15 protein-coding genes and 1 tRNA gene are annotated in these 11,467 nt (G+C 47.3%); 3 read left to right on the forward strand and 13 right to left on the reverse strand.

What is annotated here, in order from left to right; genetic code table 11:
* The first annotated feature begins 58 nt into the window (after positions 1-58).
* Positions 59-1,312: an amidohydrolase gene (locus MJZ26_11150; protein ID MCQ2106335.1), complete on the forward strand. Its 1,254-nt coding sequence runs from the start codon at positions 59-61 to the stop codon at positions 1,310-1,312.
* Between the two features lie 23 nt (positions 1,313-1,335).
* Here MJZ26_11150 and MJZ26_11155 read toward each other — a convergent pair whose 3' ends face one another.
* From MJZ26_11155 to nadB, 3 genes are read right to left on the reverse strand one after another with little or no spacing between them, the layout of a single operon-like run.
* Positions 1,336-2,034 (reverse strand): CvpA family protein, encoded by a 699-nt coding sequence (locus MJZ26_11155; GenBank protein ID MCQ2106336.1) that lies wholly within the window; start codon positions 2,032-2,034, stop codon positions 1,336-1,338.
* A 9-nt stretch (positions 2,035-2,043) separates the two neighbouring features.
* Positions 2,044-3,090 (reverse strand): serine/threonine protein kinase, encoded by a 1,047-nt coding sequence (locus MJZ26_11160; protein ID MCQ2106337.1) that lies wholly within the window; start codon positions 3,088-3,090, stop codon positions 2,044-2,046.
* A 28-nt stretch (positions 3,091-3,118) separates the two neighbouring features.
* Positions 3,119-4,702 carry an L-aspartate oxidase gene (gene nadB, locus MJZ26_11165; protein ID MCQ2106338.1) on the reverse strand — a complete coding sequence of 528 codons (1,584 nt, stop codon included), beginning with the start codon at positions 4,700-4,702 and terminating at the stop codon, positions 3,119-3,121.
* 146 nt (positions 4,703-4,848) lie between these two features.
* On the opposite strand from nadB, the gene MJZ26_11170 reads away from it, so the two are divergent.
* Both MJZ26_11170 and MJZ26_11175 read left to right on the forward strand, forming a co-directional pair.
* Positions 4,849-6,777 (forward strand): peptidylprolyl isomerase, encoded by a 1,929-nt coding sequence (locus MJZ26_11170; GenBank protein ID MCQ2106339.1) that lies wholly within the window; start codon positions 4,849-4,851, stop codon positions 6,775-6,777.
* 58 nt (positions 6,778-6,835) lie between these two features.
* Positions 6,836-6,908 (forward strand) — tRNA-Glu (locus tag MJZ26_11175).
* A 271-nt stretch (positions 6,909-7,179) separates the two neighbouring features.
* Here MJZ26_11175 and MJZ26_11180 read toward each other — a convergent pair.
* The 10 genes from MJZ26_11180 to MJZ26_11225 form a co-directional block, all read right to left on the reverse strand.
* Positions 7,180-7,593 (reverse strand): type II toxin-antitoxin system HicB family antitoxin, encoded by a 414-nt coding sequence (locus tag MJZ26_11180; GenBank protein MCQ2106340.1) that lies wholly within the window; start codon positions 7,591-7,593, stop codon positions 7,180-7,182.
* A gap of 43 nt (positions 7,594-7,636) precedes the next feature.
* Complete coding sequence (locus MJZ26_11185) at positions 7,637-7,822, reverse strand: type II toxin-antitoxin system HicA family toxin (protein ID MCQ2106341.1); 186 nt, start codon at positions 7,820-7,822, stop codon at positions 7,637-7,639.
* 126 nt (positions 7,823-7,948) lie between these two features.
* A complete protein-coding gene (locus MJZ26_11190) occupies positions 7,949-8,266 on the reverse strand; it encodes a hypothetical protein (GenBank protein MCQ2106342.1) in 318 nt (105 codons plus the stop codon).
* Positions 8,256-8,837 (reverse strand): hypothetical protein, encoded by a 582-nt coding sequence (locus tag MJZ26_11195; GenBank protein MCQ2106343.1) that lies wholly within the window; start codon positions 8,835-8,837, stop codon positions 8,256-8,258. The genes MJZ26_11190 and MJZ26_11195 overlap by 11 nt, the downstream gene beginning before the upstream one ends.
* Before the next feature lie 54 nt (positions 8,838-8,891).
* Entirely contained in the window at positions 8,892-9,137 is a 246-nt protein-coding gene (locus MJZ26_11200; GenBank protein MCQ2106344.1) for a hypothetical protein, read from the reverse strand.
* Between the two features lie 22 nt (positions 9,138-9,159).
* Entirely contained in the window at positions 9,160-9,612 is a 453-nt protein-coding gene (locus MJZ26_11205; GenBank protein MCQ2106345.1) for a hypothetical protein, read from the reverse strand.
* A gap of 22 nt (positions 9,613-9,634) precedes the next feature.
* Positions 9,635-10,399, reverse strand: a complete 765-nt coding sequence (locus MJZ26_11210) for a prohibitin family protein (protein ID MCQ2106346.1) — start codon at positions 10,397-10,399, stop codon at positions 9,635-9,637.
* 269 nt (positions 10,400-10,668) lie between these two features.
* Positions 10,669-10,965 carry a hypothetical protein gene (locus MJZ26_11215; GenBank protein MCQ2106347.1) on the reverse strand — a complete coding sequence of 99 codons (297 nt, stop codon included), beginning with the start codon at positions 10,963-10,965 and terminating at the stop codon, positions 10,669-10,671.
* A gap of 1 nt (position 10,966) precedes the next feature.
* Complete coding sequence (locus tag MJZ26_11220) at positions 10,967-11,266, reverse strand: helix-turn-helix domain-containing protein (GenBank protein MCQ2106348.1); 300 nt, start codon at positions 11,264-11,266, stop codon at positions 10,967-10,969.
* Positions 11,256-11,467, reverse strand: a 212-nt coding sequence (locus tag MJZ26_11225; GenBank protein ID MCQ2106349.1) for a DUF5664 domain-containing protein, incomplete at its 5' end; no start/stop codon positions are given. The genes MJZ26_11220 and MJZ26_11225, both read right to left, overlap by 11 nt.

An 11,467-nucleotide genomic window follows, 5' to 3' on the forward strand; every position in this document is an offset into this window, starting at 1 on the left:
TTTTATGTTGTATTTGACAACAGTTTATGCAGGACTGAATATAACATAGCGAGGTCGTATGTCAAAGATTGTTCTAAAGTCGGTTTTGTTCAATGGAAGGGTTCAGGATATCCTTATTTCTGGGAAAAAATTTGCAAAGATAGGCCGTGAACTAACGACAAAGGATTACGACAAGGCAGAAGTTGTCAACTGTAATGGACTGGCCATACTTCCTCCTTTCTACAATGGACATTGCCATGCGGCCATGACACTTCTTCGGGGCTATGCTGACGACATGCCTCTGCAAGAATGGCTTCAAAATCACATATGGCCTTTTGAAGGCAAGATGACCCCTAAGGATATTGAAATTGGTTCCCGACTTGCGGTCCTAGAAATGATCAAGTCCGGTACGGTGTTCTTTTCTGATATGTACTGGCATCGCGAACAGACCATGAAGGTTGTGAAGGAAATGGGAATTCGCGCAACCATCGGCGTTACCATGGCTCAGGGACTTGTGAGCGAGGAAGCCATAGAAACCAACTTTAGGTTTATCGAGGAACGAAAGTTTGAAACAGACCGTGTACATCTTGCCGTAATGCCTCATTCAATCTACATGGTGGGGGAGGATCTTTTCAAACGCTGCGCTAAGGTTGCCAGGGAAGAGGAGATTATTCTTCATACCCATTTGGCCGAGACCGCAAAGGAACTGAAGGATTGTAAAAAGCAGTGTGGCTGTTCTCCTGTAGAACTGATGGACCGCTATGGTGTGCTTGGTGGAAACTTTGTTGCAGCCCATTGTGTTCACTTGTCTGAAAGTGACATGGCGTTGATGGCGGATTCCCAGTCTGCAGCTATTCTGAATCCCTGTTCCAATCTAAAGCTTTGCAGTGGAATTCCCAAGATTCCAAAGATGCTTGAAAGTGGTATGCTGGTGGGTATAGGAACTGATGGCGCGTCGTCCAACAATAACCTGGATATGCACGAGGAAATGAAGCTTACCTCGCTTCTAACCAAGGTGGCAAGCAAGGCTGAAAAACTGCCTGCGGAGGATGTACTGAAAATGGCTACATCCAATGTGGCCATTGCCTACGGAATTCCTGCAGGTGTGATTGCCGAAGGTTTCCTTGCTGACGCTCTTCTTGTAGATCTGAAAAATGAACGTCTGAATCCAAGCCATGACCTGGTTAGTAACTGGGTCTATGCGGCGGACTCAAGCTCCATACATTCAGTTATCTGTGACGGAAAGTTCGTGATGAAGAATCGCCATGTAGACGGCGAAGACGATATCATCAAGGAAGCAGAAGCTTGCGCTAAGGATATCGCCCGTCGATAGTTGTTTATGAAAATGGCCTTGGGCTAGTGGATCTTTTCTGCGGCCTTGTCGGCAGCTTTGTCCATAGCTTCCTTGGCTGTGTTCTTTGCGGATTCTGCTGCCTTGGTTGCAGCTTCCTTTGCAGCCTCTGTTGCTTTTTCTGTAGCCTTGTCTGCAGCGTCCTTTACGACTTCGCTAGCCTTCTCAGACGCCTTGTCTGCAATGTTCTTTGTATATTCGCTGGCCTTCTTTTCTGCCACATCGACAAGATCGATGGGTTCGGAAGAATAACCCAGGGATTCCAAGGACATTTGGTATATCTTGTAGGATACCGCATTGTTTCTGGCGTCAAGAATTGCGCCTCCAAAGGGCATCACATGGAATACAGAAAGAATGACGAAGCAGATAAGGCATGCCTTGATCATTCCTGAAATTCCACCCAGGATACGGTCCACTTTACTTACAACGGTCTTCTCGATGGCCTTGTTTATAATGTGACCGAGAAATGTGAAACCGAGGAACGGAACTAGGAAACCGATGCAGCAGCAAGCTATCATTGCAGAAAAGTGACTGAAGCCGAATCCTGTAAGGGTTTCGTTCAAGAGCCCGTTGGCAAAGTATGCTCCGGCAATGGCAGAAGCCCACGCAAGCAGCCTAAACACACCTTGAATAAATCCACGCCACACACCAAGCAGGGCAAAGAAAAGAATTATCACAAGGCATACAATGTCTATTGTATTCATTCAAAACACCTAAAAAACAAAATGGATGAGAGCTGCAATTCCACTTGCGGCTACAGATCCTGCTAACAAACCTAATAAAAAACATGCTTTTGTCTTGGGCTTGTAGATTACAGGCTGTATAAAATCGCTGCCTTGTCCGTCTCCGGTCTTGACCTGTTCCATCCAGATGTCCATGTAGGGTGTCAGGTCCCTGGGAAGATCTTTCATGATTTCGGACAATTCGCTTGCTGCATCGTTTGCGGTAAGGGGCCTATCCTTAGGTTTCTTTGCTAGAAGCTTGATGATCAGCTTACGAAGACCAACAGGGACTTCCTTAGGGAAAGCCTTTTCTGAAATACGGATCTTTTGGATTCGTTGGATGGTGCTGCTGAAGTTTTCTCCGCGGAATATGTTCTCGCCAAGCAGCATTTCACTTGCGATAATGCCTACCGCGAACAGATCAGAGAGCGGGGTTGCCGCTTCACCCATGGTTTGCTCGGGGCTCATGTAGGTGAGGGTACCGAGGATTGCTCCAGAAACAGTAAGGCTCTCTCCCGTGTCGCTGATGGGGTTATCCGTATGGGCTATGCCAAAGTCTAGAAGGCGGATACGACCGTCTTTGTCGATCATAATATTGGCTGGCTTGAGATCCCTATGGACTACTCCGTTTCGATGGGCGTGTCCTAAGGCGGAAAGAACGTTGTAGATAACGTTCATGACAACCCAAATAGGCGGGGTGGGGCATTTGTCCAAAAGATTGCGGAGCGTCCAGCCTTGGACGAATTCCATGGACAAGGATAGCTTTCCGTCCTTTTCTTTCCATAGGGCGTGAGGCTGGATGATGGCTGGATGGTTCAGATGGGCGAGAATGTTTCCTTCGCGCATGAAACGCTTTACGGAGTCTTCTCGCTCTGAAAGATTGCCTTTCATCTGCTTTACTACAACCATGCGGTCGAGTGAAGGATCGTGGCAAAGCCACAGTTCGCCCATGGCTCCCTGTCCTAGGGGCTGAGTGGGTTTGTATCCGCCAATCTTAGCGGGTCTGTCTGTAACTTTTTTTGCTTCTTGTCCAGCCAATATCAGTCTCTCGCTTTTTATCCTTGGACTACTTTTCGTCGCTCAGGTAGATGCTCTGGTGCTTTGCCTTGGGGGCGGGGTTGGGGTAGTCCAGGATGTAGTGGAGGCCTACGGATTCCTTGCGGCGGAGAGCTGCAATCAGAATCATCTTGGAAACCTGGAGGGCGTTCTGGAACTCAAGGAAATAGAAGTTCTCGTTTTCCTTGTTCTTGATGGTGTTCTGCATTTCAGCTTCAAGTTCCATAACAATTTTAAGACCCTGGTTCAGGCCGGCTACGGTACGGACGATACCGCAGTGTGCCCACATGGTGTCCTGCAGTATCTTGCGACGCTTGCGCCAGTAGGCAGACCTGGTAAAGGAAATTTTCTCGGTCTTCTTGTTGCGGGGAACATTGATCTTTGCCTTGAGCAGGTTGCTTTCTACAATGTTGTCTACTGCACGGAGGGCATAGACCACACTTTCAAGAAGGGAGTTGGATGCCAGACGGTTTGCGCCGTGAACGCCTGTCGCGGCAACTTCACCGCATGCGTAAAGGCCCTTGATTTCGGTGCGGGACCAGGTGTCTACCAGGACGCCGCCGCACATGTAGTGCGCTGCCGGAACAACAGGAATCCATTCCTTGGTCATGTCTACGCCAACTTCCATGCACTTGGCGTAGATGTTGGGGAAGTGACTGCGGATATCCTTGGGGGTGTGCCCGGTAAGGTCAATAAACATATGGGGCTTGCCCAAGCGCTGCATTTCCTTGTGGATGGCACGTGCAACAATGTCGCGTGGAGCCAGGGAGTGAAGCGGATGGACCTGGTTCATGAATTCTTCGCCCTTGTGGTTCTTCAGGATTCCGCCAAAGCCACGGACGGCTTCAGAAATCAGGAAGGGCTTCTTGAGGCTCGGGGCGTAAAGGCTGGTGGGGTGGAACTGCATGAACTCGATGTCCTGCAGGGCTGCTCCTGCGCGAGCAGCAATGGCCATGCCGTCGCCACAGCTATCTGGCGGACAGACCGTGTACTGCCAGATGCGTCCGGCACCACCGGTGGAAAGGATTGTTGCCTTGGCGTAGATGCTCTCTACAATGCCGGTCTTCTGGTGGATAATCTTTGCGCCGACGCAATGCTTGTCCTTGCCGGAACCTTCGCAAATCAGATCCTTGATGTAGCAGTTTTCCAGGTAGTCGATGTTCTTCTGCTTGTGGAGTTCGCAAAGCAGTGCTCGCATGATTTCTTTGCCGGTAAGGTCTGCTGCATGGAGGATTCTATGGTGGCTGTGGCCGCCTTCGAGATGCAGGTCGAACTGGCTTTTGTCCTGATGGGAGTGGGTAAACTGGACGCCCCACTTTACCAGTTGTTGGATTGTTGCAGGACCGCTCTTGGTAAGGATATTGACCGGCTCTTTTTTGCAGAGGCCAGCACCTGCTTCGAGGGTATCCTCTACATGGAACTTGAACTTGTCTTCCTTGTTGGTAACGGAGGCGATGCCACCCTGGGCGTAGTTTGATGATCCGTCGGGTTTTGCACCCTTAGTCAGAATGACTACGGAAAGGCCTTTTTCTGCAGCATGGAGTGCTGCGCTTAAACCGGAAATGCCAGCGCCAAGGACCAAAATATCGTACATGATCAAACTCCGTTGATAAACTTGGATTTTGTTTGTACAATAAATAGAAAAAAAGGACTATTTCGGCACTATATGGAGGTAAAATAAAACAAATTGGAAATTTTTGACTAAATTTGCTCCCATAAAATTTTAATGGAGTCTACTCTATGTTAACGTGGATTAATGAAAAAGCCAAGTGGATTATTGTAATCTTCGCCGCAGGTATCGCTGTGGGTCTCCTGGCCATGGACCGAGTTCCTAACCAGGGTCACTCTTATCCCGTCGGTGTTGTCAACGACAAGAAAATCAATTACGCCGAATTCGATTCCCGCGTAAAGATGATTGTCCAGAATCAGTACCAGGGTCAGCACCTCGAAGATGAACAGTATACTCAGCTCCGTTCTGAGGTTTTCCGTGGCTTTGTCCGCCAGATTCTTCTTGGCGAACAGTTCGAAAAGTCCGAACTGAAGGCCTCGGTTGCAGAACTTGAAGCCGAGTTCACTCGCAATCCCGATGCCGTCCGCGGTCGTCTGGTCCAGGAAGCTCAGAGCCGTCTGTTTGCCATCCAGCAGCAGGCTACTTCTCAGGAAGACCTGATGCAGCGCTCTCAGGCTTACATTGCAAGCCTTCCCAAGTTCCTTACCGACTCTACCTTCAACAAGGATGAATACGACGCATGGCTTAAGACTCCGGAAGCCTTCAAGTGGGGCGTGATGCTTCAGTACGAAGAAGACCTCAAGAGCAACATTATTCCGGCTCGTCAGCTTCAGGTTCTGGTTGGTGCATCCATCCATAACACCTCTCTCGAAGCTAACTGGTCTGCAGAACGTCGTATGACCGAGTACGAACTGCAGGTGGCAGTCGCCTCTGCTTCTGACTTCACTGCCGACGAAAAGTCTGTCGACAGCGTGATGGTTGCCGGCTACTTCAACGCTCATCGCGATAGCTTCTACGTTGCCAAGGATATGGCCAAGTTCGTTTACTCCTACCTCCCGGTAGAAGCAACCGCAGGCGATGACGCTCGTATCCGCGAATATGCAATGACTCTCTACTACCAGCTGACTGATTCCTCTTCTGCAACTACCTTCGAAGACATGGCTCGCATTTCCTCCGAAGATCCGGGTACTGCAGAAAAGGGCGGCGTCTTGAGCGACGATTTCGTTGGTCGTGGCGTCTATGTCAAGGAATTCGAAGATGCTGCATTTGCTCTTGATTCCGGTGCTATTTCTGAACCGGTCAAGACCCGCTTCGGTTACCATATCATCAAGTCCTACGGCAAGTCCAAGGACTCCACCGGTGCTGATCTGGTCAAGGTTGGCCACATCCTGTTGATCGTCAACGCTTCTTCCGAAACTATCGATAGCTTGGAAGCTGTTCTCGCTGGCATCAAGGCTGATGTTGACGCAGGCAAGACCTTTGAAGAAGCTGCTAAGGCCCGCGAAATCTCTTCTCAGGTTTCCAACTGGCTTGGCCGTGGCGAAGACATCAATGGTATCGGTTACCTGAAGGGCCTTGGTGCTTATGCTTGGCCTAACGAAAACCTCCCGGAAGAATCCAGCAAGGTTTCTCCTGTCATGAAGAACAGCAAGTGGGTTGTTGTTGCCCAGAAAGTTGCCGATATCAAGGCTGGCGACCGTAACCTGGACCTTTACTTTGATGCCATCAAGAACACCCTTCTCCGTGGCAAGGCTGCTGCCGCTGCCGAAGCTTATCTGAACTCTGTTGCAGACAAGGTCAAGGCCTTCAACGCAGAAGATTCCACTACCAAGGTTGAAAAGGTTTCCGTCGAATCCAAGACTGCCGCCGTAGACAGCTATATTCCTGGTTTTGGCTATGGCAACGCAAACGTGGCTAAGATTTTGAACAACGCCAAGGTTGGTGAATGGACTTCTGCCATGGCTACCGACAATGGTGCTGTCATGCTGAAGGTTGTCAGCAAGAAGACTCCGGAAGCAGATGCACTCAAGGCTGCTGCCAAGAACGACATGGCCAATGTGAATGCCTATGCTACCCAGGCCCTGTTCTCTGAATTCGTCAACACCATGGAAGCTTCTACTCCTGTTGTAAACAACATGGATCTCTTTTATAGAGATTAATGACAATAGCTATAATGTTTGCTATATTTGGCGCACGTCGCTGATATAGCAGACTTTCGGTGCCATCGTCTAGTGGTCTAGGACACTGGCCTCTCACGCCGGCAACGAGGGTTCGAGTCCCTCTGGCACTATAAAACTAACCAATAACGCTCCAAGCCTTGTAAATAAAGGGCTTGGGGCTTTTTCTTTATGTAATAATTTTTTAAATCGTGACGAAATCGTGACGGAAGTTTGGAATTTATCATTTTCGTGGCTTCATAAAAATGGTCTAGCGCTTGCGAATCGTGACACAAACAAAAAACGCTCGAATTTCATCGAGCGTTTTCCATCACGTTATCCAGGCCGGTCGAACCGGTTTGTACCTGTTGATGTCGGCCACGCGGGCCTGTATTCAATATAGAATTAAACGAACTTGATTTCAAGTTTTTTGCCGATGGCCTTGGCGAATTTTTCAAGGGTGGCAAAGGTGATACCTGCCTTGGGATCTTCCAGCTTGTACTGCTGCGGGGCTATTCCCATCTTCTTGCAGATGGAAGCTGCGGATTTGCCCCTACGGGCCTCGAAGATGGTGTAGGCGAGTGCCAGCCTGCCGTTGACCTGGATGGCGTAGAAACCGTTCTTCTGGTCCTCTGAGAGCGTGGATCGCGGGAGCGGGTCCTTGTCTTCCAGCTTGGCATAAAGAATGGCGTAAAGGGCGTCTTCTGCCATCGTAAGCGCTTCTTCTAAAGTATCTCCACAGGTGTAGCAACCAGGGATGTCCGGAAATTCTACGGTGAAGCCGTCTTCTTCATGATTTATTTTTGCTATGTATTCCATTTTTAATCCTGTTAAATAAATACCCAAGAAAGGGCGGGAACCCTTATTTGAGCCCCGCTGCTTTCAGAATCTTGTTTTCGGTTCCTTTCTTCAAGTCTTGCGATCCGTGGTAGGGTACCGATATTTGCGGAAAACCTTTTTTCTTGTAGATTCTGTGGGATGACCCAGGAATTCTGTCAAGAACGAATCCCGCCTGTTCAAGTTTCTTGATTAGCTCTTTTGCATTCATTTAACCTCCGTTAATTGTTCTTTGATATTACAAATATATATAATTTTATTTATTTTATCAAGTATTTTGTTTAAAATAAATCAAAAAAATGCAGGATTTTGTCCTGCATTGTAGATTACTTGATTCTTACGATTCTTGAGTAGTGGATGAAAGTATAGTGTTCTTTCGTCTTCTCCTGTTTTCGCTAATTTTGGCAATATACTTAGCATATTTTTGAGGATTTTTTTTCAAGTTTTCATACCACTTGTTGAGGCTCTTTTTATAAGCGTCGTGATTGTTCTTGTGGTAATCCTTCTTCTTGGCATTCAGTTCTTCTTTGTGAGCCTTGTAGTAGCGTTGCCATTTGGAAGCCGATTTTTTAGCCTTGATATCCTTTATTTTGTTTTGTGCTTTTGCGACATTATCCAGCCATTTTTCGTATCCTTGAGCAAAATCAATCTTCATCCTCCCTCCTAATCAACTTGTCTTTCGTTATTCCGCTTCCACGATGGAATGTTGCTATGTCGCCCAGCCGGACAACATCATGGTCACAACAAGGTCTCGTTTCGTCTATAAGGCATTGTAATGGCTGTTTGCTTCTGTAATCGAACGAATTTAGAAGTTCTTTAAGTTGGTCTAAAAGTTCAGTCTTATCCCAGCCTTCAATGTCGCAAACCGTCATGTCAAACAAAAGATCTTTCAGTATATGAACTTTCAAGTTGTACCTTGCCAATTGATTTATTTTGTAGCGTTCAAGTGGATTGGGCGCCCTATACGGTTCATCTTTTTCTTCTGTCTTTTCTTGACGTTGTTTCTTTTCGGTTTCTACAGGTTTGCAACTTTTGGCATAGGCTAAAATTTCGTCATGAGAGAATCCGTAATTAACTAGCTGTTCTGTAGTGACGATTTTCGTTTCAAAGTCTTCTGCAAATCGGCTTTTACCGTTGCTAATGAGCCATTCGTCATACCATCTTAATTCAATTATTTTCCATTGCATTGTCTGTTGTCCTTTGACTTGAAATTCTTCTGCTGTCATTAACCTTCCTCCTTGAAGTTTAGGCCGTGTTGGCGAAGCAGTTCCTGGAACTCGTCAAGGGATTTGCGGCCGCAGTTTTTCATCCGCAACATTTCTCTCATGGTCTTGCCTGCGAGTTCCTTGATTGTGCGGATGTTTGCGAGCCTTGGATTCGAACTTTCGACATTGCTGGGTGTGAAAACCTGTTGCCAACCGACCGCAGTAACACATCGTTGGTGTTTCGCTATCGCAAATGTCGACTGCTTGATTGCGGAGTTTTAATTGTGTCGCGAAAGGAATGTCTTCAAACTTGATTTTCATAGAGACGCCTCTTCCTTCATGCTTAGTACCATTTAAATCCGGTTTTATTTTTTACGCAGTCGTCAATCAGCAATTTGAATTGCTGGAAAGTGGCTGCGTCAGGTCTTGCAGAATAGCCAAAGACAAAATCTTCAGATACATCTTTGATGTACTCCCAGATAGCCTTTGCTGTTTTGAATTTCATTTCTGCATCGCAATCGTTCGACCATACGAAAGCACCGAACCATTCTAGAGTTTCAATTTCTTCCTTTGTGCTACCCTTGTTTGCCAAAAATTCATGGTCGTTAATTTTCTTGTTGAAGGATTCCATCCATCCGGCGGGTCTCATGATGGAAAAAATGTGTTCATTAAATTCTTCGACGCACTTTCTGAAGTTTTCGTGCGGGCATTTGGATGCGACAAAATCCCTTAATCGCTTGAAACCGATATATCCGCAATCCAGCGAGAAGTTTTTACTTTTTATCGTTATTCCCATTTTTTATTTCCTATAATTTTTATTATTCAATTTTAGGCAGGACAAGAGCGTTACCGTTGGATACCTGGGGAAGCTTTCCGTCCCACTTTTCGATGTACTTGAGCATCAGGTATTCCTTTCCGTTCTGCTGCTTGAGTGCCTGCATCTGCAGAGCGATCACTGCGGAGTCTGCCTTTGCTTTCGCCACCTTTTGCTCATTCTGGTATTCAACCTTCATCTTGATGTTCTTTTCCTTCAGGGCGTCCTGCTCTGCGACTTGCTTGGCTTCTACGGCTTCCTTGAAGGCTTTTCCGAATGCGAAGTCCGTGATGGCGAGGCCTTCTACGATGACGTGTGTATTTGCGGAGTCAAGTTTAGACTTCAACGTGGTTTCCATGCGCTGACGGATTTCCTCGCGTTTCTGCAGCATTTCCTCCGCGGTGTACTGTGGAGTTACGCCTGTGATCGTCTCCTTGATTTTTGGCTGCAGGGCAATCTCTACACCGTTCATGCCGTACTGCGTGTAAACCTGGTCAACCTTTGACGGGTCAATTCTGTAATTTACGGCAACTGTTACATTGACGGTCTGCAGGTCCTTTGACCCGGATTCAATTCGAGTTTCCTGCAGTTCGGTCTTGACGGAAATCTTCAAGACCTGCTTTGTGATAAAGTTGTAGATGGTAAGGCCGGGTTCAACGACCTCGTCCACCTTTCCGAATTCAAGGATGATTCCGCGTTCGGTCTGGTCGATCTGAGCACATCCAACGAATGCGAGTGCGATGATGATTGCGAAGATTGTCTTTTTCATTTTATGTCTCCTATGTTATTTTTGAGTTTCTTTGTCAATGATATTTTGTGCGGCTTCGTGAAGTTCTTGCGGGAGTCCGTTCAATTCGCGGAGCCATTCCTTGTATGTAATGCTGTATGATTCTACTTGTTTTATGCAGTCTTCAATCCTGAACAAGTAAATGCTTGTTTTTGCAGATGCTCTGGCAAAAGCGTCTTTGCTTGTTTTGGTTTTGAATTTGAGTATTCCGTTAGGGAATAGTAATCCATAGTAAGTGTAAGTGAAACCTCTCATTCCTGCACCTCTGAGGTTTCCAAAATTTTTGGACGGCCGTGGTCCTTGTTGAAGCTGATCATGTCCTTTTCCTTGTAGGTGTAGAACATTCTCGTGTCCATTTTGCCGTAATCGTCGGTGTGGAAAACGGCGACCTTGATCAGACCTTCGTCGGAGTAGTCCGTAAACTGCTCGATGAATTCCTGGATGTAATCCTTGACTTCGTTCATTTCGTAAACGGTAGCGTCGGTCTTGATTTCGGTCAAGGCATTATTGATTAATTCGTGATGAGTTGTTTTAATGTTATAAGCCATGTTATGCCCTCGCGAACGCCTTGCTGGCAGCTTCTTCGTCGCTCATGATGCGGTTCTTGCGGAAGTAAGCGTCCATGTCGTTTGTGTCGATGAAGATCTTGCGGCCGAACTTGCTGTGAGCGATTTCGCCGGTCCTGACGAGTTCGCTGAGTTTTCCCTTCTTGAGATTGTACTTTTTGGCGGTTGCTACCAGGTCAAGGAAACAAGGTTCGGTCTTGGTCCTGTCTGCGGTAATAGCTGCCATAATCCTCTTTTCGAAGGCGGCTAGGTCAGCCTTGGTTACGATGTCTTCAATCTGCATTGTTTTCCTCCAGGCTTACCAGAAATGAGATGTTGCAGGCAACATGCCAGAGGTGGGGAAGGCCGGATTCTTCGTCACGGCTTTGGGGATCATCAATGTACTGTGCCCAATGGCGGAAGGCTGCGTCGCGGTAGCGTTCGATTTCGACGGTCTTCCAGTTGTCCTTGGACTTGTATTTGCGATTGCCGTATTCACGGACGC

It is taken from the genome of Fibrobacter sp. (genome assembly GCA_024398965.1).
In the GTDB taxonomy this organism is placed as follows: Bacteria; Fibrobacterota; Fibrobacteria; order Fibrobacterales; family Fibrobacteraceae; genus Fibrobacter.

Excerpts from the sequence above, each read along its gene's own strand:
- MJZ26_11180 (MCQ2106340.1), bottom strand. The coding sequence starts at position 7,593 with ATGGAATACATAGCAAAAATAAATCATGAAGAAGACGGCTTCACCGTA.
- MJZ26_11205 (MCQ2106345.1), bottom strand. The coding sequence starts at position 9,612 with ATGGGAATAACGATAAAAAGTAAAAACTTCTCGCTGGATTGCGGATAT.
- MJZ26_11155 (MCQ2106336.1), bottom strand. The coding sequence starts at position 2,034 with ATGAATACAATAGACATTGTATGCCTTGTGATAATTCTTTTCTTTGCC.
- MJZ26_11195 (MCQ2106343.1), bottom strand. The coding sequence starts at position 8,837 with ATGACAGCAGAAGAATTTCAAGTCAAAGGACAACAGACAATGCAATGG.
- MJZ26_11170 (MCQ2106339.1), top strand. The coding sequence starts at position 4,849 with ATGTTAACGTGGATTAATGAAAAAGCCAAGTGGATTATTGTAATCTTC.
- MJZ26_11185 (MCQ2106341.1), bottom strand. The coding sequence starts at position 7,822 with ATGAATGCAAAAGAGCTAATCAAGAAACTTGAACAGGCGGGATTCGTT.
- MJZ26_11190 (MCQ2106342.1), bottom strand. The coding sequence starts at position 8,266 with ATGAAGATTGATTTTGCTCAAGGATACGAAAAATGGCTGGATAATGTC.
- MJZ26_11150 (MCQ2106335.1), top strand. The coding sequence starts at position 59 with ATGTCAAAGATTGTTCTAAAGTCGGTTTTGTTCAATGGAAGGGTTCAG.
- MJZ26_11200 (MCQ2106344.1), bottom strand. The coding sequence starts at position 9,137 with ATGAAAATCAAGTTTGAAGACATTCCTTTCGCGACACAATTAAAACTC.
- MJZ26_11220 (MCQ2106348.1), bottom strand. The coding sequence starts at position 11,266 with ATGCAGATTGAAGACATCGTAACCAAGGCTGACCTAGCCGCCTTCGAA.
- MJZ26_11215 (MCQ2106347.1), bottom strand. The coding sequence starts at position 10,965 with ATGGCTTATAACATTAAAACAACTCATCACGAATTAATCAATAATGCC.
- nadB (MCQ2106338.1), bottom strand. The coding sequence starts at position 4,702 with ATGTACGATATTTTGGTCCTTGGCGCTGGCATTTCCGGTTTAAGCGCA.
- MJZ26_11210 (MCQ2106346.1), bottom strand. The coding sequence starts at position 10,399 with ATGAAAAAGACAATCTTCGCAATCATCATCGCACTCGCATTCGTTGGA.